Raw genomic sequence first — 24666 nt, 5'->3', positions numbered from 1 at the left:
TCTGGTGAGCAGATGTCGCCAGCCCTTCGTGGCGCTCGCTCCTTGGTTAGCGGGGTGACGGGGGGAGATGTGTTGCAAACTTCCAGTTCTCAGGGTCGCGAACTATCCTGCCGCCACTGACAAATCACCGAAAACTGCTGTGGAATACCTACAGTACTCAAACGGATGTGGCACTCTTGACGGTTCTGTGGGTGCCTCCCGGTGCGCCTGAAGCGCGCAACGCCCTGTCTCACTTAAGGTTTGGTTTGCGAAGACTAAACCGAGGAGCAGGGCGTTGCGCGCTACTAGACTACTGCAGAAGTTGCTGAAGATCGAGAACCTGGTGGTTCTTGATGTCGCCATTGAAGACGACGATGACGGCCAGTTGTTGGTCGTCTCGGTCCGTGCGAAACGCAGGCAGGACTCGCGGTGTCCACACTGCCGACGGCGTCGACCAGGCTATGACCGTCCACACCATCCGCGCCGTTGGCGACACCTCGACCTGGGCGGGATGCGCTGCTACCTGCAAGGACACATTGGACGGGTCGACTGCAGCCTGCACGGCGTCGTCACAGAACATGTGCCGTGGGCACGGCCGGCAGCAAAGATGACGCGCCGATTCGACGACACGGTCGCCTGGCTCGCCGCGCACAGTCCATCATCCGCGGTGTGTGAGTACATGAGGGTGTCGTGGCGAACAGTGCAACGCATCATCGCTCGAGTCGTTGCCGATCACACCGGACAGGCCGACCGAATGGATGGGTTGCGCAGGATTGGTATCGATGAAATCGCCTACCGAAAAGGTCGGCGATATCTGACGGTGATCGTCGACCACGACACCGGCAGGTTGGTGTGGGCGCGTGAGGGTGCAACCAAGAAGACGCTCCGCCAGTTCTTCGACGAGCTCGGCGCCACGCGCAGTGCACAGCTGACCCATGTGAGCGCCGACGCGGGTCAGTACATCGAAACGGTTGTTGCAGAACGTGCTCCGGATGCCATTCGATGCATGGATCCGTTTCATGTCGTCCAGTGGGCCACCCGTGCCGTGGACCGTTGTCGTAGCCGGGTCCTCAACCGGATCCACGGTCTCTCCAACGACGATCGTAGGAATCTGAGGTGGGCACTGTTGAAGAACCCCGAGAACCTCACCCCCGGTCAACAGCGGACCCGTGAGCTGATCGTCAAACGCGCCAATAGTGAACTCGCTCGCGCGTATCAACTGAAAGAGGAACTCCGCCACATCGTTACCGGGGAACATTCCGGCACGTGGCGACGGCTCGAGCACTGGTTACATCGAGCTGATCGTAGTCGAATCATCGAACTCGTCGGTCTCTCCAGATCGGTACGACAGCAACAGATCCAGATCTACAACTCCGTTGTCGTGGGCCTATCGAACGCCCGGGTGGAGGCCACCAACACGCATCTGAGGGCACTGACCAAACGGGCCTACGGATTCCACTCACCAGAAGCACTCATCGCGATGTCGACACTCACGCGAGGAGGGGCGTGTCCTGCTCTGCCACACCAGTAGTGACCCACGAAACCGTCAGGAGGACCACGGATGTTCGATTACCATGGCGTCATGGCACCGCTCGAATCCCTCCTCGACCAGCTCGCGGGAATCACTCCACCCACAGACGATCCCACTGGTCGCACGACAATTTCCGAACTGGAGCTCTGGAGAAAGGTCCGGAATCTGGCTGATCACCGAATCGCCACTTGTGCAGGCGATCTCGATGATCTGCGTGTCGCGGAGAAGGCAGGGTCGACCACCAAGAAGCTGCTGATCGAGATGTGATTCCCGCCGGTGGTCGCCACTCGAGCGATTCGTATCGCCGACAGCATCGGCACCTTGAGCAGGCTCGAGAGTTGCGCGGCCGACGGAAACCTCTCGGGAGAGGTCGCCGACGCCATTGTCCGTGGCATGACAATCATCGAGAAGCGTTCACCCGCCGCGCTTTCCGGCAACGACCGTGGCACCTACGAGAGCGGACTCCTCGCCCAAGCCCTGTCAGGTGCCACACCCGCCGAGATACAAAAGCACGCGCAGACGATCGGCAACACCATCGCCGACGACGAGGGCGGTATCCCCGCGTGCGACGACCGGTCACTGGATACGTTGTCGCACCGGGTGACCGATGACAGCCGCGTGGAGATCAACGCCAACGTCACCCAGGCCGTCGGCGAGAAGTTCATCGCGATGATCGACGAACGCTCGGTGCCGTGCCCCGAACCCGACGGCTCCCCAGACCGACGCTCAGCAACCCAGATCCGTGCCGACGCAATGGAGGTGCTGTTGGATCAAGCCGCAGTCGGCGCTGCGATGGACACCATCGGCACACCACGCGCCCAGATATTGCTGACCATCCCCGCCGACGGTGGTGACCCCGCATCCCTGCCCTGGACCGGCCCGACCACCCACGCCATCGCCCGACAACTGTCCTGCGACGGAACCCTGACCGAGATCGTCATCGACGGTGATACCGTGCCGCTACAGATGGGTCGCGAACGACGACTCTTCCCACCGCACCTACGCAAAGCGATCATCATCCGCGACCAGAGTTGCATCAAATGCGGCGCGCCACCATCGCACACGCAGGTGCACCACATCGAGCACTGGTCCGACGACGGCGACACCGACCTCGACAACGGCTGCCTGCTCTGCCAACGCTGCCACACCCAGGTTCACCACAACGGCTGGGACATCATGATGGGCTTCGACCGACACCCGTGGCTGATCCCACCGGCCGACATCGACCCCCGACGCCGCCCGTTACCCGCCTACAACCGCCGCACCATGCGACTCGACGACGCCGCCTGACACAGCAGACTTTCGCGCAGCACCTTCCGCGCCCCGGCCACCAACCGGGACCGCATCCGTCCCGTGACAAGTCCACAGTGTGAACACCGAATCTCCGATCCGTGGCCATCGGCACGAGCGGGGTCTGGTTCCGTGCGACGACCGGTCGAATGAATCTCGTCGCCGCAGGTGCATCGGGGTTCTGGTCGGCTTACCCTGGCCCGCAGGTCGCGACGACGAGGCGCGATCGTTCGGGGGTGAAGGACGAGGAGTGCACCGTGAATTCAGGCGATCCCAACCAGCAGCAGGGCGTTCAGCGGTCACCGGCCCCACCCGGGCAGCCGCAGACCGGCGGATTCCCCGGCAATCACGGTGAGACCGGGCAGTTCCAGGGCGGACGGCCCACCGGAGGGGTTCCCGGCCAGCAGTGGGGTGAAAATCCACCGGCGTACCAGCACTCGACAGGTGGTTGGGGTCCCGCGTCCGGCATGGGTCCTCAGCGAATGGGGCCGCGGCCCGATCGGTCGGTGATCTTTGCCCTCGGTGCGGCGGTCGCCGGGATCGTCACCTACTGCATGGGCTTCGTCAGCTGGATCACCGCGTTGCCCGGGGCGCAGCAGGGGCTCGATTCGTGGGAACGCGATTTCATGGAAGGGCGGGACAGTATCCCCGGGTTCTTCTCCGACGACATCGTGCTGAACCCCGGCAAGTTCTTCGTCGTGCTCGGCGTCGTCGGGGTCGCGACGACGTTCATGCTGGTTCCCCGATATCGAAAGGCCCTGCCCTTCCTCGCCGTGATCGCGCTCGCCGGGTGGCTGGCACTGTTCGCCTCGGCGTTGATCATGCCGCCGTCCGTCGAACTCGGGGCCGGCGCCATTCTCGGGCTGATCTTCGGATTCGTGCAGGTGGCGCTCCTGATGACCGCATCGTTCTTGTACGGTCTCAAGAAGGATGACGCCGCAATCTCCTGACGTACATGTGCAGCCGGCCGGACTTCTCGGAGACCCGCTGGCGGATGCTCTTCGTCGTGCGGGCTGCGTGTTCGCCGAGGACGAGGCCGAGCTGCTACGCCGGCACGCCGCCGGTGCAGACGAACTCGCCGACCTGTGCGCACGCCGGATCGCGGGCGAACCACTCGAACATCTGCTGGGGTGGGTCCAGTTCGGGAACCTCCGGCTCAGCGTCGGGTTCGGTGTGTTCGTGCCGCGGCAGCGATCCCTGCTGCTGGCGCAGGAAGCCATCGACGCCGCGACGGGGCGGCCCGGAGCCGTTGTCCTCGAGGCGTTCTGCGGAGTGGCGCCGATCGCCTCCGCAGTCGCCGCAACCGTCGATGGTGTGCAGGTGCACGCTGCCGACATCGCCGCCGATGCGCTCGTGCACGCCCGGCGAAACCTGCCCGACGACGCGCAGATCCATCACGGAACCGGCTTCGACGCGGTGCCCGAGTCACTCGCGGGCCGCGTCGACGTGATCGCCGCCGTCCCGCCGTACGTCCCCGATCACGCCTTCGGACTGCTCGCTCCGGAAGCACGCGACCACGAACCCCGACGCGCCCTCACCGGGGGAGTGGACGGACTCGATCACGTCGACACACTCGTCGACGCCGCGCAGACGTGGCTCTCCGACACCGGCACCCTGCTCATCGAGATGAACGTCGCCCAGTTCGACGCCGTCGCGGCCGGTGACGGACGCCGCGCGTTCGACATCGACGCCGTGGCAGGCGACGACGGTCAGACCGTGGTCGCCCGCTTCCGTCGGTGGCTGCCGGGCCGGGGTGTCAGATTCCGAGAGCGCCCCGCAGCCGGCTGACCTCCGCCCGATACTTCTCGACATTGCGCATCTTCACGCTCTCGTAGCCGCGCACCATGTCGGGGAGGCCGACGAGTTCCACCACGGCCGGCATCTCGGCGTCACCGACGCGTCCGCCCTGCACGGCGGCGAGCAGTTGGTCGACGATCTCCCGGTACTCGACGATCAGCGCCCGTTCGGTGCGACGGATCTCGTTGCGGCCGAACGGGTCGAGTGGTGTCCCGCGAAGTCTCTTCATCTTCGCGAGCGCGCCCATCGGACGGTTCGCCCAAGCCCCGAGGGACATCTTCTCCCGCATGCCCATCTGGCGCAGTGTCGGCGGATGCAGCCGGATCGCGACCTCGGCGTCCGCACCGAACTGATCGGCGACCTTCGCCGCGAACGCGGCGTCCTGCGTCAAGCGGGCCACCTCGTACTCGTCCTTGTAGGCCATCAGCTTGTACAGGTTGCGTGCGACCGCGTCGGTCAGCGCGTCGTGGTCCGCGTCACCGTGCACCCGCTCGACGACGTCGAGATACTCACGCGCATAGCGCTCGTCGGCGTAGGCGATCAGTTCGTCGTAGCGAAGGGCCACGGTGCGCGTCAGCTCGTCGCCGAAACCGCTCGTGCGGACCACGCGCATCGCGTGGTCGGACGGCTCCGGTTCCGTGGTCGCGGTGCCGTGCAGCGAGGCGATGGTCGCGGACACGGCATCGGCGTCGGCCACCGCCTGACGTCCTCGCCGGAAGGCCTGCACGTTGGCGTCGACCGCGACGCCGTTCAGTTCGATCGCCCGCTCGATCGACGAGGCCGAGATGGCCAGTGCGCCCGCCTGATACGCGGCGCCGACCATGAGCATGTTGGCGAACTGCTCGTCACCGAAGAGTGCCGTCGACAGCGCCCCCGAGTCGAGGTACAGGCCGCGGGTGACCTTCGCGTCGATCGCCGAGTGGATCGCGGTCTCCGCGGGGAAGCCGACCGAGGTGTCGATGACCATGAGACCGGTGGGCACCTGCATCGTGGACACCACGGCGACGGTCTTCTCCGGCGCTGCGACTTTCAGGTTGACCGGATCGGTGCCGACCAGAGGGTCGCAGACGAGGTAGAGGTCGCAGTCGTCGGAGGCGACCTTGGCGGCCTGTTCGACGTCGTGCGGCGCGACCTTGATGTCGCTGACGACGGCACCGCCCTTCTGCGCCAGGCCCGTCATGTCGACGGTGCGCGCGGCGTGACCGTCGAGGACCGCGGCCGTCGCCAGCACCTGCGACACCGTCACCACACCGGTTCCGCCGATACCGGTGACCCGCAGCGAGAACGTGTCCCGCACGGCGGGCAGCGTCGGTTGCGGCAGCAGTGTCTCGGGGATGTCGGTGGCGCGGGCCCTCGTCCGCGTAGTCCCCGGGGTCACGGTGACGAACGACGGGCAGTCGCCCTTCAGGCACGAGTAGTCGAGGTTGCACGAACTCTGGTCGATCTGCGTCTTGCGCCCGAACTCGGTCTGCACCGGATGCACGGACAGGCAGTTCGACTTCTCGCCGCAGTCGCCGCAGCCCTCACAGATGCGTTCGTTGATCATCACCCGCGTGGTGGGGGTGGACATGGTGCCGCGCTTGCGCTTCCGGCGCTTCTCCGCGGCGCAGTGCTGATCGTGGACGAGGACGGTCACGCCGGACACGCCGGCGAGTTCGGTCTGCACGTCGAGCAGGTCGTCGCGATGGCGAACCTCCACACTCTTCGGGAGGCCCAGCGCGCGAGTGCGTTTCGGATCGTCGGAGGTCACGACGATCTTGCTGACGCCCTCGTCGATCAGAAGGGAGGTCAGCCGCGGCAGGCCCATCTCGCCGACCGGATCCTGGCCGCCGGTCATGGCGACGGTGCCGTTGTAGAGCAACTTGTAGGTGATGTTCTCGCCCGACGCGACCGCGGCCCGCAGCGCCAGCGATCCCGAGTGCATGAACGTGCCGTCGCCGACGTTCTGCACGAAGTGCCCGGCGGAGACGAACGGCGCCATGCCGATCCACTGCGCACCCTCGCCACCCATCTGCGTCACGCCGGCGACATCGCCGACCTGGCGCGGGTCCATCAGGAGAACCATCGCGTGACAACCGATTCCGGCGCCGACGAGGGTGTCCTCGGATACCTTGGTCGAGCTGTTGTGCGGGCATCCGGAGCAGAAGTACGGCGTGCGCACGGCGAGAGGGAGTTCGATGCGGGTACGACGCCGCGACTTCTTGTCGATCCACGCCTGCGCGGCGTCGACGTGATGGCGTGCGAGACGATCCGCGAGGCCGCGGGTGACGGCGTCGACGTCGAGCTCGCCGAAGCGGGAGAACAGTGTCGACCCGTCCTCGTGGACCTTGCCGACGATGCGCGGTGCACGCGGATGACGGAACAGGATGTCGCGCATCATCGTCTCGATGAAGTCGCGCTTCTCCTCGATGACGATGACCTCGTCGAGATCACCGCGCGCAGTGCCGAACATGAAGCGGTCGAGGATGTCCCGCTCGATCGGGTAGACCATCCCCAGCTTGAGGATGCGGATGCCCAGACGGTGCAGGTCGTCGTCGCTGATGTTCAGCAGGCGCAACGCCTCTCGGAGATCGAGGTAGGTCTTGCCCGCGGCGACGATGCCGATTCGATCGTCGGGGGTCGACACCACGATCTTGTTGATCCCGTTGAGCCGCGCATACTCCAGGGCGCGAGGGATGCGCGTGGTGAGCTGATTCTGTTCGAGCTCCATCAGATTGGCGCCCAGAAGCCGTCCGCTCGGTACGTGCGGGCTCCGTCCGAGATCGCCGTAGGTGGGGATGATCCGGTCGGGATCGACGTGGGCGGTCGACGCGCCGTCGGCGACGTGGGCCGAGATCTTCAGCGACGTCCACAGCCCGCTGACGCGGCTCATGACCGCCGCGTGCACGCCGAGGTCGAGGATGTCTTGCGAGTCGGCCGGGTAGAGGATCGGGATGTAGAGGTCGGCCAGGGCCATCTCCGACGCGCACGGCACCGTCGAGGACTTCGCACCGGGGTCGTCGCCGACGAGCGCGACGGCGCCTCCGGACGGATGCGTACCGACGAGGTTGGCGTGCCGGATCGCGTCGGTGGCGCGGTCGAGGCCGGGGGCCTTGCCGTACCAGTAGCCGACGACGCCGTCGCGGGGCGAGCCGTCGGCGGTGGGAGCGAGGTCGGCGACCTGGGCGGCGACCTGCGAGCCCATCACCGAGGTGGCGGCGATCTCCTCGTTCAGGCCGGGACGGTGGGTGATGTCGTAGGGCGCGAGGAGGGCGCGGCGTCGAGCGAGTTCGAGGTCGTAGCCGGCGAGGGGAGAGCCTTCGTAGCCGGAGATGAACGAGGCGGTGTTCAGGTTCTGGCGGCGGTCGACGCGAGCGCGGTCGCGAACCATGCGGACCAGGGCCGCGATGCCGGAGAGGTAGATCGTGCCCGACTCGCGGGCGTACCGGTCGTCGAGCGAGAAGCCGTCCGTACGGGGCTCTGACGTGCGTGTTTCGGTGGACGGCACCTGCTGGAAGCGTGCGCGGTCGTCTGCGAGGGTCATGGGGTTACCTGGCCTTCTATGTGCGGTGGCCTTCTCCGGTCGTGCCGGGGATCGACGCATCGGTTGTGGGGGCCCGGGGGTGGTGGGCCTGCCACCACCCTACGAGATGACGTGACGCGCGTCACGCGGTCCGATTGCGAGGCGCGGGCGTGACACGCGCCACGCGATGGCGTACTATTCCGTTCAGTTAATCCCAACTAACTGAAGGGTCGACGGTGACCAGCACGCTCGACGGCTTCCGGGCCACGCACCAGCAGAATCTCGACCTGCTCCACCAGCGCCTGACGACGGTCGCCGCCGGCGGCGGGGCCAAGGCGCGTGAGCGCCACGTCTCACGCGGCAAGTTGCTGCCGCGCGACCGCGTCGACGGACTCTTGGACGTCGGCTCGCCGATCATCGAGGTCGCCCCGCTCGCCGCGTTCGGGATGTACGACGACAAGGCACCGGCCGCCGGTGTCATCGCCGGCGTCGGCCGCGTGGCCGGCCGGGAGTGCATGATCGTCGCCAACGACGCCACGGTCTCCGGTGGCACCTACTACCCGGTGACGGTGAAGAAGCACCTGCGCGCGCAGGAGATCGCGGCCGCCAACCGGCTGCCCTGCATCTACCTCGTCGACTCCGGCGGCGCGATGCTGCTGCAGCAGGACGAGGTCTTCCCGGACCGCGACCACTTCGGTCGCATCTTCTACAACCAGGCCACGATGAGCGCCGCGGGCATCCCGCAGATCGCCGCCGTCCTCGGTTCCTCGACCGCCGGCGGCGCCTACGTCCCGGCGATGAGCGACGAGACGGTCATCGTCCGCAACCAGGGCACCATCTTCCTGGCAGGTCCGCCGCTGGTGAAAGCCGCGACCGGCGAGGACGTCTCGGCCGAGGACCTCGGCGGCGGCGCGATGCACTCGTCGGTCTCCGGCGTCACCGACCACCTCGTGGACAACGACCAGCAGGCACTCGCGAAGGTCCGTGAGATCGTCGCAACCCTCGGTCCGCGTGAGGCGCCGCAGTGGGAGACCATCCCGTCGCGGGAGCCGCTCCGTCCGCAGACCGACATCTACGACGTGGTGCCCACCGACTCGCGGACCCCGTACGACGTGCGCGAGGTCATCGAGATCATCTGCGACGCCGGTGAATACACCGAGTTCAAGGCCAACTACGGCACGACCCTGGTCACCGCCTTCGCGCACATCCACGGACACCCGGTGGGCATCGTCGCCAACAACGGTGTGCTCTTCAGCGAATCCGCGCTCAAGGGAGCGCATTTCATCGAGCTCTGCGACCAGCGTCGAATCCCGTTGATCTTCCTGCAGAACATCACCGGGTTCATGGTCGGCAAGGCCTACGAGCAGGGTGGCATCGCCAAGAACGGCGCCAAGATGGTCAATGCGGTCGCGTGTGCGCGTGTCCCGAAGTTCACCGTCATGGTCGGCGGCTCGTTCGGCGCCGGCAACTACTCGATGTGCGGCCGGGCCTACTCGCCGCGGTTCCTGTGGATGTGGCCCAACGCCCGCATCTCCGTGATGGGTGGCCCGCAGGCCGCGGACACCCTGGGCACGGTGCGCCGCAACCAGATCGAGCGGTCCGGGGACTCCTGGGCCGCCGAGGACGAAGAGGCCTTCAAGGCGCCCATCCGCGAACAGTTCGAGCGGCAGTCCGACGCCTACTACTCGACGGCCCGACTGTGGGACGACGGGATCGTCGATCCGGCCCAGACCCGCACGCTGCTCGGCCTCGCGCTCGAGACGGCGCGGTACGCCCCGCTGGCCGACCCGCGCTACGGCGTCTTCCGGATGTGAGAGCGGAGACCGACATGCCATCCCCGAGTTCACCCACGACCGAGGAGAAGACCGAGACCGTGAGCACCAGACCCATTCGCAGCGTCCTGGTGGCGAACCGCGGTGAGATCGCCTGCCGGGTGATCGACACGCTGCGCCGCCTGGGAATCCGCAGTATCGCCGTCTACTCCGACGCCGATGCGCAAGCACGCCATGTCCGCGAGGCCGACGTCGCGGTCCGCATCGGACCGGCCGCGGCGGCCCAGAGCTATCTCGACATCGACGCCGTGGTCGACGCGGCCCGCAAGACCGGTGCCGATGCCGTCCACCCCGGTTACGGATTCCTCTCGGAGAACCAGAAATTCGCCGCCGCGCTGGCGGAGGCGGGCATCGTCTTCATCGGTCCGCCGGTCGAGGCCATCGCGACGATGGGCGACAAGATCACCGCGCGTGCCGCGGTCACCGCGCGCGACGTGCCGGTGGTGCCGGGTCTCTCGCGTCCCGGCCTCACCGACGAGGACCTGATCGCGGCCGCCCCCGACATCGGCTTCCCGGTCCTCATCAAGCCGAGCGCCGGCGGCGGCGGCAAGGGCATGCACCGCGTCGCCGACCCGGCCGACCTGCCCGCGGCACTCCAGCGCGCACGACGCGAGGCGGGCGCCGCGTTCGGCGACGACGCACTGTTCCTCGAACACTTCGTGGACACCCCGCGCCACATCGAGGTACAGGTCCTCGCCGACACGCACGGCAACGTGATCCATCTCGGCGAACGCGAATGCTCCCTGCAGCGCCGCCACCAGAAGGTCATCGAGGAGGCGCCGTCGGCGCTGCTCGACGCCGACACCCGTGCCCGGATCGGTGAGGCGGCCTGCGACGCCGCCCGCAGCGTCGGCTACACCGGCGCCGGCACCGTCGAGTTCATCGTCTCGGCCCACAAGCCGGACGAGTTCTTCTTCATGGAGATGAACACCCGCCTGCAGGTCGAGCACCCGGTCACCGAACTGGTCACCGGAATCGACCTGGTGGAGCAGCAGATCCGCGTGGCCCGCGGCGAGGTCCTCGGCTTCGCCCAGGGCGACATCACCCTCACCGGCCACGCCATCGAGGCCCGCGTGTACGCCGAGGATCCCGCCCGCGGTTTCCTCCCCACCGGCGGCACCATCGAACACCTCGTCCACCCGGACACCGCGTCGGGCAGCGGCATCCGCGTCGACTCCGCCATGCTCGAAGGGCTGCGCGTCGGCAGCGACTACGACCCGATGCTCGCCAAGATCATCGCGCACGGCAGCGACCGCGAGGAGGCGCTCGAACGCCTCGACCAGGCGCTGGCGCACACCCGCGTCCTCGGTGTCGTCACCAACATCGACTTCTGCCGCTTCGTCCTCCGGCAGCAGGCCGTCGTCGACGCCGAGCTCGACACCGAACTGCTCGACCGACTCGTCGCCGATTACGCAGTGCCGCAACCATCGCCGGAGGCGCAGGTCCTCGTCGGCCTCGCCCGCATCGGGACCCGGGACCGTGGGGACGTCTGGTCGTCGGCGGTCGGCTGGCGCGTCGGCGAACCGGCGCCGGTGATCACCAGGCTCGTGAGCGGCGGACACCACTCCACCGTGTCGATCCGCGTCGAACACACCGATACGCACTCGATCTCGGGGTCGGCGACCGTGGTCGACGAGGGCGTCGACGGGGCCGAGGGCGAGTCGTGGACCGCCGGCGTCGTCTACCTCCCCGCACAGTCGGGCGACGGTCGTGATTCCGACCGCCTCATCGTCGACGGGGTCAGCCAGTCCTGGTCGTCGACGCTGATCGGCGAATCCTGGTGGGTGTCCGGACCGTCCGGCGCCTGGGTCCTCGATCTCGCCCGTCCGCTGCTCGACGAGGCCGCCGACGATCGCGCAGGCGAGATCGCCAGCCCGATGCCCGGCACCGTGGTCGCCGTCGGGGCCACCTCCGGTGACGAGGTGAGCAGCGGCGCGGCCGTCGTTGTCGTCGAGGCGATGAAGATGGAACACGCGTTGACCGCACCCGTCGACGGAACCGTCGACGTCACGGTGAAGGTGGGTGACAAGGTGGATGCCGGACAGATCCTCGCCGTGGTCACGCCGGCGGAGAGCCGGGAGCCCGTTCCCGCCCCCTGACCACTCGCTCCCTGAGGTGCGAGGAGCGCAAGCGACGAGCCACGAAGGGCTCGGAACAGAACAGATCGAATCGAAGCTACAAGAGTGAACAGGACTCTCATGGAACTCACGCAGGAGTACACCGACCTCATCGAGACGGTGCGCGACTTCGCGCAGACCGTGGTGGCGCCGGTGGCCGCGAAACACGATGCCGACCACACCTTCCCGTACGAGGTCGTCGCCCAGATGGGCAAGATGGGCCTCTTCGGTCTGCCCTTCGACGAGAAGTACGGCGGGATGGGCGGCGACTACTTCGCGCTGGCCCTCGCACTCGAGGAGCTCGGCAAGGTCGACCAGTCGGTCGCCATCACGCTCGAAGCCGGGGTGAGCCTGGGCGCGATGCCGATCTACCGTTTCGGCACCGAGGAGCAGAAGCAGCAGTACCTGCCCGACCTCACCGCCGGTACCGCGCTCGCCGGCTTCGGCCTCACCGAGCCCGGGGCCGGCTCCGACGCCGGTGCCACCGCGACCACCGCCCGCGACGACGGTGACTCGTGGATCATCAACGGCGGCAAGCAGTTCATCACCAACTCGGGCACCGACATCACCTCACTGGTCACCGTCACCGCGGTCACCGGCGTGAAGGAGAACGGCAAGAAGGAGATCTCGACGATCATCGTGCCGTCGGGAACCCCCGGCTTCACCGCCGAACCGGCCTACAACAAGGTCGGCTGGAACGCCTCGGACACCCACCCGCTCACGTTCACCGATGTGCGCGTGCCCAAGGAGAACCTGCTCGGCGAGCGCGGCCGCGGCTACGCCAACTTCCTGTCGATCCTCGACGAGGGCCGCATCGCGATCGCGGCGCTCGCGACCGGTGCCGCGCAGGGTTGCGTCGACGAGAGCGTCAAGTACGCCAAGGAGCGTCAGTCGTTCGGCAAGCCGATCGGGGAGTACCAGTCGGTGTCCTTCGCCATCGCCCGGATGGAGGCGCGAGCCCATGTGGCCCGCACCGCCTACTACGACGCGGCGGCGAAGATGCTGGCGGGCAAGCCCTTCAAGAAGGAAGCGTCGATCGCCAAGCTGGTGGCCAGCGAGGCGGCCATGGACAATGCGCGCATCGCCACCCAGATCCACGGCGGCTACGGTTTCATGAACGACTACCCCGTCGCCCGTCACTACCGCGACTCGAAGATCCTCGAGATCGGTGAGGGCACCACCGAGGTGCAGCTCATGCTCATCGCCCGAGAGCTGGGTTTCGCATGAGCGGCAACGACCAGCCCCCCGTGAACCGCGTCGTCCAGCGCGGCCTGTGGTTCGAGGAGTTCACCGAGGACACCCTCTACGAGCACCGTCCCGGACGCACCGTCACCGAGGCCGACAACGTGCTGTTCACGACGCTCACCATGAACACCCAGGCCCTGCACCTCGACGCCGCCTGGTCGGCGCAGCAGCCCGGCTTCGGTGGGCAGCGCCTGATCAACTCCATGTTCACGCTGTCGACGATCGTGGGCCTCTCGGTCAGCCAGCTGACACAGGGCACACTGGTGGCCAACCTCGGTTTTTCCGAGGTCGCGTTCCCCGCGCCGCTGTTCGCCGGTGACACCCTCTACGCCGAGACCCTGTGCACCGGTAAACGCGAATCCCGGTCGAGGCCGGGGGAGGGCGTGGTGAACTTGACCCACATCGGACGCAATCAGCACGGCGAGGTCGTCGCGCGAGCCGCGCGGGCCACGTTGGTGCGCAAGAAACCTACGGAGTGACGACGATGTTCTTCGACGGACCCGCCGACAACTCGCTCGTGAGCGGCGCGAATCTGGGCGATTCCCAGCTGAACAACGCCTGGCTGCCCGCCGGGCCCGCACTGCTGTTCTGCCCCGCAGACCGGCCCGAGCGCTACCAGAAGGCACTCGACCGTGCCGACGTCGTGATCCTCGACCTCGAGGACGCGGTCTCGCCGGAGAATCGCGCCGCCGCGCGGGAAGCGTTGATCGCCAACCCGATCGATCCGGACCGGACCATCGTGCGGATCAACCCGGCCGGGACCGGCGACTACCGCCGTGACCTGGCCGCGGTCTCCGAGACGAACTACCGCGTCGTCATGCAGGCCAAGTCGGAGGACGTGGCGTCGATCCTGGACACCGCGTTCCAGACGATCGCGCTGATCGAGACGCCGCTCGGTGCGACCCGCGCCAACGACATCGCCGCCACGTCGAACTGCATCGGACTCATGTGGGGTGCCGAGGACCTGGTCGCCGGACTCGGCGGGACGTCGAGCCGCTTCGGGCCCGACGAACCGCGGCCCGGCGAGTACCGGGATGTGGCCGCCTGGGTCCGGTCGATGGTCCGCATCGCGGCCGCGGCGCACGGGAAGTTCGCCGTCGACTCGGTGCATCTCGACATCGACGACGTCGACGGCCTGGTCGCCGAGGTACGCGACGCGGTGGCACTCGGCTACACCGCGACCGCCTGCATCCACCCGTCGCAGGTCGAGCACATCCGCGCCGGCTACCAGCCGTCCGAGGAGTCGATCGCGTGGGCGCGCAAGGTCATCGACGGCTCCGCCGAACACGGTGGCGGGGTCTTCAGCCTCGACGGGCAGATGATCGACGGTCCGGTGCTCCGGCAGGCGGAGGTCGTGCTGTCCCGCGTGGCCGGACGACCCACCGACACCGCCGACGCCTGATCGCCCTGCACTGACACGTTTTTCGACACCCCTCGTTTCGTTTCCCGAGACCACCGAGAGACCGGAGCCCGCTCATGAGCAATGACGCTCACGCCCAGAACCTCGCACACACCCACGGGCCGCAGAGCCCGGCTCTGCTGACGGACACCATCGGCGTGACCCTGGCGCGGACCGTCGAGAAGTATGCCGGCCACGTCGCGCTCATCGACGCCGGTGCCGGTCGGCAGTGGACCTACACCGAATTCCACCGTGACGTGCGGGCATTGGCCGCGGGCCTCCTGCGGCTGGGCGTGAAGCGGGGGGATCGGGTCGGACTGTGGGCGCCCAACCGGTTCGAGTGGGTGCTCGTCCAGTACGCCACCGCCGAGATCGGCGCGATCCTGGTCAACCTCAACCCTGCCTACCGGCAGAACGAGGTCGAGTACGCCCTCAGGCAATCCGGCACGAGCGTCGTCCTCGCGGCCGAACGGTTCAAGGACTCCGGGTATGCGTCGATGCTGGCGGAGGCGCATCCGCACTGCCCGGACCTGCGGGAGGTGGTGACGTTCGAGTCCGCCGCATGGACCGAACTGACCGCCACCCCCACCGACGAGGAGCTGGCACGGGTTGCCGAGATCGCCGCGTCGCTGTCCGCCGACGACCCGATCAACATCCAGTACACCTCGGGCACAACGGGATTCCCCAAGGGCGCGACGCTGTCACATCGCAACATCGGGAACAACGGCTACCTCGTCGGTGAGCTCCTCGACTACACCGCCGACGACCGCATCTGCCTACCGGTGCCGTTCTACCACTGCTTCGGCATGGTGATGGGCAATCTCGCCGCCACCAGTCACGGTGCGGCCATGGTGATCCCGGGCCCAGCCTTCGACCCGAAGGCCACGCTCGACGCGGTCGCCGAGCATCGCTGCACCAGCCTCTACGGCGTGCCGACGATGTTCATCGCCGAACTCGCTCTCCTCGACGCCGCCCCGGACGGTTATGCACCCGACCTGTCGTCGCTGCGCACCGGGATCATGGCCGGCTCGCCGTGTCCGGAGCAGGTGATGCGCCAGGTGGTCGATCGGATGCACATGAGCGAGGTGTCCATCTGCTACGGCATGACCGAGACGTCGCCGGTGTCCACCCAGACCAGGGTCGACGATCCCCTCGAACTCCGTGTCACCACCGTGGGCCAGGTCGGTCCGCATCTCGAGATCAAGATCGTCGCGCCCGGCACGGGGGAGACGCTCGGCCGCAACGAGACCGGCGAGCTGTGCACGCGCGGCTACTCGGTGATGACCGGCTACTGGAACGATCCGGAGAAGACCGCCGAGGCCATCGACGCCGACGGGTGGATGCACACCGGCGACCTCGCCGAGATGGACGAGGCCGGCTACGTCCGCATCACCGGCCGGATCAAGGACATGGTGATCCGGGGCGGCGAGAACATCTACCCGCGCGAGATCGAGGAATTCCTCTACACTCATCCCGACATTCTCGACGCCCAGGTCATCGGTGTCCCCGACGAGAAGTACGGCGAAGAACTGATGGCGTGGGTCCGCCTCCGCGACCACGCCACCGATCTCACGGCCGAGGACGTCCGGGCCTTCGCCGACGGCAAGATCGCCCGGCACAAGATCCCCCGATACGTCCACGTGGTCAAGGAATTCCCGATGACCGTCACCGGAAAGGTGCGCAAGGTCGCGATGCGCGAAGAGGCCACCCACATCCTGGAGGACCTGCGATGACCGGTGCCGCGATCGAGCGGTTCAGTCGGCACGCGGAGAGCCGGTTCGGCGCGGACGCCGCGGATTACGACCGGTTGTGGTCCTGGTCGGTTCAGCAGCCGGCACAGTTCTGGCGCGCGCTGTGGGAGTTCTTCGACCTCGACGCCCTGGCCGCCGAACCCCTCGCGGAGGGCGACGCCGCCGTTCTCGCCGACGCGCGGATGCCCGGCGCCCGATGGTTCCCGGGCGTCCGGCTGAACTACGTCAGCCAGATCCTGCGCCACGCCGACCTGCCGGGTGCCGCCGTCGTCGGAATCGACGAGGCCGGGGAACGCTCCGAGATCGCCTGGTCGGATCTTCCCGGAATGGTTGCCGCCCTGGCCGCGACACTGCGGGCACAGGGGATCGGGACCGGCGATGTCGTGGCCGCCTACCTGCCGGACATCCCCGAGGCGGTCGTCGCCTTCCTCGCCACCGCGAGTCTCGGCGCCATCTGGTCGGGGTGCGGGCAGGACTATGCGCCGCAGGGTGCCGCCAGTCGGCTCGGTCAGCTCCGGCCGAAGATCCTGTTCAGCGCCGCGGGATACCGGTACGGCGGCAAGGACATCGACAAGCGTGCGGACAGCGCCGAACTCGCGAGTCTGCTGCCGGAACTCCTCGCGCACATCACGATCGGCGACGACGCGGGCGGCCCGTCGGGGCAGGGCCCGACCCGGATCGACTACGCCGACGCGCTCACTGCGGAAGCCGGCGACGCGGAACCGGTGCTCGTGGACTTCGACCATCCCCTCTGGGTGTTGTTCAGCTCGGGGACGACCGGCCGCCCGAAGGGCATCGTCCACGGGCACGGCGGCGTCGTCGTCGAACACCTCAAAGCCGGTGCGTTGCACGGTGACCTGTCGTCGGACGATGTCTTCTTCTGGCAGACCGCACTCAGCTGGATGATGTGGAACTACCAGGTCGCCGGTCTCCTCTGCGGGGCGCGGATCGTCTGTTACAGCGGTTCGCCGCTCTACCCCGACGCCGACAAGCTCTGGCAGATCGTCGCCGACGAGAAGGTCACCTACTTCGGCACCTCGCCCGGGCAACTGCAGGCCTCGCGGAAGGCCGGGCTCGAACCGGGCCGCGACCACGACCTCGCTCCGCTTCGCGCCCTGGGCAGTACGGGTTCCTCGCTCGCCGCCGACCTGTTCACCTGGGTCGACGACCACGTGAAGCAGGGACTGCCGATCTCGTCGATCAGCGGCGGCACCGACATCGTGTCGGCCTTCGCCGGCGGATCGGTCGGGGTGCCGGTGGTACCCGGTGAGCTGTCGGTGCGCTATCTCGGTGTCGCGCTGGAGAGTTGGGCGCCGGACGGTACGCCCCTCGTCGGCGAGGTCGGCGAGCTGGTCGTCACCGCGCCGATGCCGTCGATGCCGGTGCACTTCTGGGACGATCGGGACGGCGTGCGTTACCGTTCCGCCTACTTCGACCACGAGTGGGAAGGGCCGACAGCGCATCCCGACGGGCCGGTGTGGCGTCACGGCGACTGGGTGACCGTGACCGAACGCGGTTCCCTGGTCATCCACGGCCGCAGCGATGCGACGTTGAACCGTCACGGAATCCGCATGGGATCAGCCGACATCTACGAGGTCGTGGAGGCGCTCGACGAGATCGCGGAGGCCTTCGTCCTCGGCGTGGACGGACCCGACGGCGCCTACTGGATGCCGCTGTTCGTCACCCTCGTCCCCGGTGCCGTCCTCGACGACGCCCTCACCGCGCGGATCGCCGCAGCGGTCCGCGACCGGTTGTCGAAACGCCATGTGCCCGATGAGGTGATCGAGGCCCCGGGTATCCCGCACACGCGCACCGGGAAGAAGCTCGAGGTTCCGGTCACGGCGATTCTGGCCGGCCGGTCGGAGGTCAACATCGATCCGAAGTCGGTGGACGATTATTCGCTCGTCGACTGGTACGCCGAACAGGGCCGAGCTCATCGCTGGTGACGGCTGTGCACGGCCGCACCACGGCATCGTCGCGCATGACCTAGCGTGGACGGTGTCGTCGACGGCAGGCGCCGAACGGTCCATGTGACCCGCCGGTCACATGTACTACCGTGGGCCGGGTGTTGTGCCCGTCGGGGCGGTGACGGCCGATGCTGTCATCACCGGCGCGCGACCTGAGCCAGATAACCCAGACGAGCCGACCAGGAGATCGCCAATGACGTATCCAACGGGGGGCTACGGGCAGCAGCCCGAGTCCGGACAGTCCCACGGCCAGTACGGCCAGCAGTACCCGCAGAGCGGTCAGCAGAGTTACGGGCAGGGCCCCCAGCAGGGCTACGGACAGCAGTACGGTCAGAATCCGCAGCAGGGTTACGGCCAGCAGTACGGACAGCAGCAGGGCTACGGCCAGCAGCAGTACGGCCAGAATCCGCAGCAGGGCTACGGACAGTACGGCTACGGCCAGCAGCAGCCGGTGAAACCGCCGAGCCAGGGTCTGCCCGCGATCACCCCGACGATCCTGGCCGGTGTCATCGGTCTGTTCGGTCTCGTCGTGCTGTTCTCCGGGTTCCTCGCCGCCGCACGGGCCTATGACTTCTCGGTGGAGCTGTTCCAGACGCCGTTCAACGCCCCGTACGCGCTCGTCGCCGTCGCCGGTGTCCTGGCGCTCATCTCGTTGATCCCGGGCGTCAAGGTCGCGGCGGCTCCGATCGTCGCAGCGCTGACCATTCCGGCCTTCCTGATCACGCTGTTCCTGTTCCTCAGCGTGGACAACAACGCCTCCGGCGCCATCGTCCTGCTGATCTTCTCGCTGCTGTCGGCGCTCCTCGCGATCGTGTGGCTGCTCGTCGAAGCCGACGTCGTCAAGGTGGCGCCCGCGCTCGCGGCCCCGTCATCGGCCACGGGACCGATCACGGCCGCGACGTCGGGCACCGAGGCCTCGGCGGGCCAGCAGGCCGCCGGACAGGGCCAGGCCCACGGCGACGCCCAGGCCACCGCCTATGGCGCAGGCAGCGGACAGTCGCAGTACGGCCAGCAGTCCTCGGCGAACTACGACCCGTCCGCGTACTCGCAGACGTCCGGCACCGGTCAGAGCTACTCGAGCGCCCAGTCCGGCCAGGCATCGGCACCGGGTGAGTCCGGCTACGGCGGTTACACCCCGGGGCAGTACTCGGCAGGCGCCTCCGGTGCGTCGTCCGGTGCTGCGCAGTCGGGTGGCGCCTCCGCGAGTGAGTCCGAGGCCGGCCCGGCCGCCGATCACTCGACCACGGTCTTCCAGAAGCCCGAACCGCCCACCAGCAGCGGTAGCTGATCCAGACACCGACAGGGCCCCGTCGACACGCGTCGGCGGGGCCCTGTCGTCTCTGGGGCAATGCGTGTCCCCGGTGACGTGAGACGCTTTCCGTCTCATCGCGGCGCGTCTCCGACGGCCCGGCGGCCGACCATGCCACGCTCATGACGATGCCCACCTTCAGGCCCGACTCGACCGCGGAGAACCTGGCGTCGCAGCTGCGTGCACTGCGACGATCCCGTCGTGCCCAGCGCAACGACGTCGAGGGGTCGGCCCGGCAGCTGGCCGTGGTCGCGTTCACCGTCCCCGCTCTCGCCCTGGTCACGCTCATCGTCGTGATGCTGACGGTGCTGCTGCTCGCGGGCAGCGGACTCACCGGCCTGCCCAGTGCGATCGCCTCGAGCTGGCTGGCGATCCACCAGGTGCCGGTCACCATCAGCGGGGTCACGATCGGTGTCCTGCCGCTGCTGCCGACCCTGGTCGTCGCGATCGGCACCGCCCGCCTCACGGCCCGCGCGATCGGCGGCAGCGGCCCCACGCAACGATCCGCGCACGATCTGTTCGACGTCGGGGCGGTGGTGTGCTCGGCGATCGTGGGCCCACTCCTGATCACCGCGATGTCGCTGGCCATCGTGATGGACGGCGGATCGGTGCTGCCGGTGCAGACACCCAATGCGCTGATCGCCTTCGCCTACACGATCGGCATCCACGGCGGTGCCGCGCTGGCCGGTGTCACGTGGGTCCGACGACACGACTTCGCGGCCCGGTGGGGGATGTCCTACGCCGACCGCCGCGGCTTCCGCTACGGCCTCGTCGCCGTGCTGGCCCTGGTGGTCGCCGGCGCGGTCCTGGTGTGCCTGCGCATGCTGATGCGGCACACCGAGATCGGTGAGCTGATCGACACCGGTTACGACTTCGACGGCTTCCTCGGGCTCAGCCTGCTGTCCCTGATGTATCTGCCGAACCTGATGATCGGCGCGACCGCGATCCTCGTCGGGTCCGATGTCCAGATCGGTGCGATGACCGTCGACCTGTTCACCGTCCGCGGTGGAGCGGTCCCGCCCGTACCCGCCCTCGCGGTCCTGCCCGAGGGAACCGGTGCGGGCAGCTGGGGCTTCCTCGGCCTGATCGCCCCCGCCGCCGTCGCGGCCTTCGTGGGCTGGCGCTGTCGCGACCTGAATCCGGTCGCGCACGTGCGCTCGATCGGCGTTGCCGCCGCCGTCGCCGCCTCGGCCATGGCGATCCTGACCGCGGCCGTCGGCGGCACGCTGGGCGAGTTCGGCGACGTCGCGGTCACCGTATCCGCCGCCGGCGTGTTCACGCTCGGCTGGATCGCGATCATCGGCATCCTCCTCGCGATCGTCTACGCCTTCCTGCCGTCGACTCGGGCCGCCCGCGCCGCGGTGGGGGATGAGTACTTCGACGACCCCGACGACCTCGGCTTCGAGGACGAGTACGTCATCGTCGCCGACCTCGACGAGGACGACGAGTACGTCGAGTACACCGACGCGGAGGGTGAATACGAGGGCGCGTACGACGACGCGGTCTACGAGGACGGCGAGTACGAAGAGGCCGTCTACGAGGAAGCCGACCACGAAGACTCGGGGTACGAAGACGCGGGGTACGAGGCCGACGGGTTCGTGCCCGCCGCCGGCGACGACACCGTGCCCTCCGCCAACCGGATCCCGGCCGACGACCTCGACGACAGCGATCTCGTCGACGACGCCGACTACGACCTCTACCCGGGAACACCCGGTGCCGGCCGTCGGCGCTGAGACCCGCCGATTCCTGCTCGACGTGCTGCTATTAGGCTCCCAAGCGTGACATCGGAGACCGCGCCCGTACGAACACCCGTCGTGGTGATGGCGTCGGGTACCGGTTCTCTGCTCGAGTCACTGCTCGCCCGCGCCGCCGCCGACGACGCCCCGTTCGCGGTCGCGGCCATCGTGGTCGATCGCGTCTGCCGGGCCCAGGAGATCGCGCATCGCAACGAGATCCCGCTGATCACCTGCCGCGTCGCCGACCACGCCGATCGTGCCGCGTGGGACTCCGCGCTCACCGAGGCGGTCGCCGCCGTCGATCCCGGCTGGGTGGTCACCGCGGGCTTCATGAAGATCCTGGGTCCCGCATTCCTCGAACGCTTCGGTGGACGGATCGTCAACAGCCACCCCGCGCTGCTGCCGGCATTCCCCGGCGCGCACGGTGTGCCCGAGGCACTCGACTACGGCGTCAAGGTCACCGGTGCGACCGTCCACCTCGTGGACGAAGGCGTCGACACCGGGCCGATCCTGGCGCAGCAGGTGGTCACGGTCGACGACGACGACACCGTCGACACCTTGCACGAACGCATCAAGACGGTCGAGCGCGTGTTGCTCGCCGAAGTGGTGACCGCACTGGTCACCCGTGGAGTAGTCATCGATGGACGAAAGGCCCGCATCCCGTGAACGCACAGCCCGCTGACAGTGCCCGCCGACCCATCCGGCGCGCGCTGGTGAGTGTCTACGACAAGAGCGGCCTGGCCGATCTCGCGACCGCACTCCAGGCCGCCGGTGTGGAGATCGTCTCGACGGGATCGACCGCCAAGACCATCGCCGACGCCGGTGTCCCGGTCGTGGAGGTGTCGGCGCTGACCGGCTTCCCCGAGTGCCTCGACGGCCGGGTCAAGACCCTGCATCCCAAGGTGCACGCCGGCATCCTCGCCGACACCCGCAAGGACGACCATGTCGCCCAGCTCGCCGAATTGGGCGTCGCCGCATTCGATCTCGTCGTCGTGAACCTCTACCCGTTCACCGCGACCGTCGCCTCGGGCGCGACCCCCGACGAGTGCATCGAGCAGATCGACATCGGTGGCCCGTCGATGGTGCGCGGCGCGGCGAAGAACCACCCGTCGGTGGCCGTCGTGACGAGCCCCGGTGACTACGGACACGTGACCGAGGCGATCTCGGCCGGCGGGTTCACCCTCGCCGACCGGAAGAAGCTGGCCGCCAAGGCATTCCGCCACACCGCCGACTACGACGTGGCCGTCGCCTCGTGGATGTCGAGTGTCGTCGCACCCGAGGACGATTCGCAGTTCCCGATCTGGGCCGGTGCCACCTGGAACCGTTCGGCCGTCCTGCGTTACGGCGAGAACCCGCACCAGGCCGCCGCTCTCTACGTCGGCAACGCCGGGGAAGGTGGCCTCGCCACCGCCGAGCAGTTGCACGGCAAGGAGATGAGCTACAACAACTACACCGATGCCGACGCCGCCTGGCGCGCCGCCTACGACTTCGAGGCCCCGGCGGTCGCGATCATCAAGCACGCCAACCCGTGTGGCATCGCGGTCGGCGCCGACATCGCCGAGGCGCACCGCAAGGCCCACGCCTGCGACCCGGTCAGCGCCTACGGTGGCGTGATCGCCGCGAACCGCGAGATCACCGTCGAGATGGCCGAGCAGGTCGCCGAGATCTTCACCGAGGTCGTCGTCGCGCCGGGCTTCGCCGACGGCGCCCTCTCGGTCCTCACCCGCAAGAAGAACATCCGCGTGCTGGTCGCGACACCGCCGTCGGCCACCGGGGTCGAGACCAAGCCGGTCTCGGGTGGTCTGCTGATCCAGCAGCGCGACGTCATCGACGCCGAGGGCGACAACCCGGACAACTGGAATCTCGTCGCCGGCCCGCCGGCCGACGCCCAGACCCTCGCGGACCTCGAATTCGCTTGGCGCGCCTGCCGTTCGGTGAAGTCGAACGCCATCCTGCTCGCCTCCGACGGCGCCTCGGTCGGCGTCGGCATGGGCCAGGTCAACCGTGTCGACTCCGCTCACCTCGCCGTCCAGCGTGCCGGCGATCGCGCGGCCGGGTCCGTCGGGGCGTCGGATGCCTTCTTCCCGTTCCCGGACGGTCTGCAGGTGCTGCTGTCCGCGGGCGTCAAGGCGGTCGTGCAGCCGGGCGGTTCGATCCGTGACAACGAGGTCATCGAGGCGGCCGACGAGGCGGGCGTGACGCTCTACCTCACCGGGGCACGCCATTTCGCTCACTGATCTCGCACTACTGGTCGTCGCCGGTTTCGGCGCGGGCCTGATCGGATACATCACCGGGCTGGCGTCCATCGTCAGCTATCCCGCACTTCTCGCGGTCGGTCTCACCCCGATCGCGGCGAACGTGACCAACACGGTCGCACTCGTCGCGGTCGGGGTGGGCAGCACCGCCCAGTCGGGAAAGGCCTTGCTCGACGGCGACCGTCGTCGCCTCGTCATCGGGCTGATCGCCGCCCTGATCGGCGGGACCCTCGGTGCGGTACTGCTTCTCCTGACGCCGGCCGAGGCCTTCGAGGCGTTGGTCCCGTTCCTGGTGGCCATCGCGGCCATAGCGCTTCTCGTACAACCGGTTCTGCGACGATGGGCGACCTCGCATGCCGAGCGTCCCTGGATCTTCGTCGTCGGCCTGACGCTGATCTGCATCTACGGCGGCTATTTCGGCGCCGGCGCAGGCATCATGATCCTGGCTCTGATGCTGGTGGTCACCAGCGAGCCGCTCTGGCGCGCTGCACTGTCGAAGTCGGTGTTCCTCGGAGTCGCCAACGCGGTCGCCGCGGTCGGCTTCATGATCTTCGGCCCGGTCGACTGGTGGGCGGCCCTCGCGATGGCGATCGGGTGCCTGCTCGGCGGCTGGTGCGGCCCGCCGGTGGTCAAACGCCTGCCCGCCGGCCCGCTGCGGATCGTCGTCGGGTTGTGTGGTCTCGGCCTCGCGGTGTGGCTCGCGGTCGGCTGAGGATCGTGTCGGTGCCGCGGGGTGTTTTCCTCACCCTGGGCCGAACCCTGTCCGAGCGGGTGACGGGGGATTAGAAAGTACGGGTGTCCGTTGTCGAACCGTCCGCCCCGCACCACGACTGCTCGTCGAGCATGTCGTGTACCGGGCTGGCGGACGGAACGGAGTCGATGCGTCTGATGACGGTCCACTCGATGAACTGGTCCGACGGATCCCACCACGGATCCCCGCCGGCGGCTGTTGCCCC

General features: G+C 68.1%; 16 protein-coding genes and 1 pseudogene. 16 read left to right on the top strand and 1 reads right to left on the bottom strand.

The window, feature by feature from the left end; all coding sequences use genetic code 11:
• Positions 1-274 precede the first annotated feature (274 nt).
• The 4 genes and pseudogenes from GOALK_RS23550 (at position 275) to GOALK_RS15100 (ending at position 4588) form a co-directional block, all read left to right on the top strand.
• Complete coding sequence (locus tag GOALK_RS23550) at positions 275-1510, top strand: ISL3 family transposase (RefSeq protein WP_040004243.1); 1236 nt, start codon at positions 275-277, stop codon at positions 1508-1510.
• A gap of 51 nt (positions 1511-1561) precedes the next feature.
• Positions 1562-2800 (top strand): annotated as a pseudogene (locus GOALK_RS15110) (HNH endonuclease).
• A 257-nt stretch (positions 2801-3057) separates the two neighbouring features.
• Positions 3058-3750 carry a DUF5336 domain-containing protein gene (locus tag GOALK_RS15105; RefSeq protein WP_035755663.1) on the top strand — a complete coding sequence of 231 codons (693 nt, stop codon included), beginning with the start codon at positions 3058-3060 and terminating at the stop codon, positions 3748-3750.
• A complete protein-coding gene (locus tag GOALK_RS15100; protein ID WP_050918730.1) occupies positions 3731-4588 on the top strand; it encodes a N5-glutamine methyltransferase family protein in 858 nt (285 codons plus the stop codon). Before GOALK_RS15105 ends, GOALK_RS15100 begins: the two co-directional genes overlap by 20 nt.
• Here the strand turns inward: GOALK_RS15100 and GOALK_RS15095 are convergent.
• The gene (locus GOALK_RS15095) at positions 4557-8120 is read right to left on the bottom strand and encodes an indolepyruvate ferredoxin oxidoreductase family protein (RefSeq protein WP_006359695.1); all 3564 of its coding nucleotides are present in this window, start codon (positions 8118-8120) and stop codon (positions 4557-4559) included. The genes GOALK_RS15100 and GOALK_RS15095 overlap by 32 nt on opposite strands.
• 215 nt (positions 8121-8335) lie before the next feature.
• Between GOALK_RS15095 and GOALK_RS15090 the strand changes: the two genes are divergently transcribed.
• The 12 genes from GOALK_RS15090 to GOALK_RS15035 all read left to right on the top strand — a co-directional run bounded on the left by GOALK_RS15090 (position 8336) and on the right by GOALK_RS15035 (position 24422).
• Entirely contained in the window at positions 8336-9913 is a 1578-nt protein-coding gene (locus GOALK_RS15090) for a carboxyl transferase domain-containing protein (protein WP_006359694.1), read from the top strand.
• 59 nt (positions 9914-9972) lie between these two features.
• Positions 9973-12030 (top strand): acetyl/propionyl/methylcrotonyl-CoA carboxylase subunit alpha, encoded by a 2058-nt coding sequence (locus tag GOALK_RS15085; RefSeq protein ID WP_040004244.1) that lies wholly within the window; start codon positions 9973-9975, stop codon positions 12028-12030.
• 99 nt (positions 12031-12129) lie between these two features.
• Entirely contained in the window at positions 12130-13275 is a 1146-nt protein-coding gene (locus GOALK_RS15080; RefSeq protein ID WP_006359692.1) for an acyl-CoA dehydrogenase family protein, read from the top strand.
• Positions 13272-13772, top strand: a complete 501-nt coding sequence (locus GOALK_RS15075; protein ID WP_006359691.1) for a MaoC family dehydratase — start codon at positions 13272-13274, stop codon at positions 13770-13772. Before GOALK_RS15080 ends, GOALK_RS15075 begins: the two co-directional genes overlap by 4 nt.
• Positions 13773-13777: 5 nt before the next feature.
• A complete protein-coding gene (locus GOALK_RS15070) occupies positions 13778-14695 on the top strand; it encodes an HpcH/HpaI aldolase/citrate lyase family protein (protein WP_006359690.1) in 918 nt (305 codons plus the stop codon).
• A 74-nt stretch (positions 14696-14769) separates the two neighbouring features.
• Complete coding sequence (locus GOALK_RS15065; RefSeq protein ID WP_006359689.1) at positions 14770-16425, top strand: AMP-binding protein; 1656 nt, start codon at positions 14770-14772, stop codon at positions 16423-16425.
• Entirely contained in the window at positions 16422-18389 is a 1968-nt protein-coding gene (locus GOALK_RS15060; RefSeq protein ID WP_006359688.1) for an acetoacetate--CoA ligase, read from the top strand. The genes GOALK_RS15065 and GOALK_RS15060 overlap by 4 nt, the downstream gene beginning before the upstream one ends.
• A gap of 214 nt (positions 18390-18603) precedes the next feature.
• A complete protein-coding gene (locus tag GOALK_RS15055; RefSeq protein WP_006359687.1) occupies positions 18604-19698 on the top strand; it encodes a DUF5336 domain-containing protein in 1095 nt (364 codons plus the stop codon).
• Positions 19699-19847: 149 nt separating this feature from the next.
• Positions 19848-21452 (top strand): cell division protein PerM, encoded by a 1605-nt coding sequence (locus GOALK_RS15050; RefSeq protein ID WP_050918732.1) that lies wholly within the window; start codon positions 19848-19850, stop codon positions 21450-21452.
• A 45-nt stretch (positions 21453-21497) separates the two neighbouring features.
• Complete coding sequence (gene purN, locus GOALK_RS15045; protein ID WP_040004242.1) at positions 21498-22121, top strand: phosphoribosylglycinamide formyltransferase; 624 nt, start codon at positions 21498-21500, stop codon at positions 22119-22121.
• On the top strand, positions 22118-23692 hold the full coding sequence (gene purH, locus GOALK_RS15040) for a bifunctional phosphoribosylaminoimidazolecarboxamide formyltransferase/IMP cyclohydrolase (protein ID WP_006359684.1): 1575 nt from the start codon (positions 22118-22120) through the stop codon (positions 23690-23692). The genes purN and purH overlap by 4 nt, the downstream gene beginning before the upstream one ends.
• On the top strand, positions 23679-24422 hold the full coding sequence (locus GOALK_RS15035; RefSeq protein WP_081474351.1) for a sulfite exporter TauE/SafE family protein: 744 nt from the start codon (positions 23679-23681) through the stop codon (positions 24420-24422). The genes purH and GOALK_RS15035 overlap by 14 nt, the downstream gene beginning before the upstream one ends.
• Positions 24423-24666 lie beyond the last annotated feature (244 nt).

Source organism: Gordonia alkanivorans NBRC 16433 (assembly GCF_000225505.1).
In the GTDB taxonomy this organism is placed as follows: Bacteria; Actinomycetota; Actinomycetes; order Mycobacteriales; family Mycobacteriaceae; genus Gordonia; species Gordonia alkanivorans.
The sequence above is the reverse complement of the archived record's forward strand: the minus strand, read 5'-3'. Positions and strand labels throughout refer to the sequence as shown.

Bases quoted from the DNA above. Each gene is read 5' to 3' on its own strand.
- GOALK_RS15075 (WP_006359691.1), top strand. From the start codon at position 13,272: ATGAGCGGCAACGACCAGCCCCCCGTGAACCGCGTCGTCCAGCGCGGC.
- GOALK_RS15095 (WP_006359695.1), bottom strand. From the start codon at position 8,120: ATGACCCTCGCAGACGACCGCGCACGCTTCCAGCAGGTGCCGTCCACC.
- GOALK_RS15050 (WP_050918732.1), top strand. From the start codon at position 19,848: ATGCCCACCTTCAGGCCCGACTCGACCGCGGAGAACCTGGCGTCGCAG.
- GOALK_RS15070 (WP_006359690.1), top strand. From the start codon at position 13,778: ATGTTCTTCGACGGACCCGCCGACAACTCGCTCGTGAGCGGCGCGAAT.
- GOALK_RS15060 (WP_006359688.1), top strand. From the start codon at position 16,422: ATGACCGGTGCCGCGATCGAGCGGTTCAGTCGGCACGCGGAGAGCCGG.
- GOALK_RS15100 (WP_050918730.1), top strand. From the start codon at position 3,731: ATGACGCCGCAATCTCCTGACGTACATGTGCAGCCGGCCGGACTTCTC.
- GOALK_RS15065 (WP_006359689.1), top strand. From the start codon at position 14,770: ATGAGCAATGACGCTCACGCCCAGAACCTCGCACACACCCACGGGCCG.
- GOALK_RS15055 (WP_006359687.1), top strand. From the start codon at position 18,604: ATGACGTATCCAACGGGGGGCTACGGGCAGCAGCCCGAGTCCGGACAG.
- GOALK_RS15080 (WP_006359692.1), top strand. From the start codon at position 12,130: ATGGAACTCACGCAGGAGTACACCGACCTCATCGAGACGGTGCGCGAC.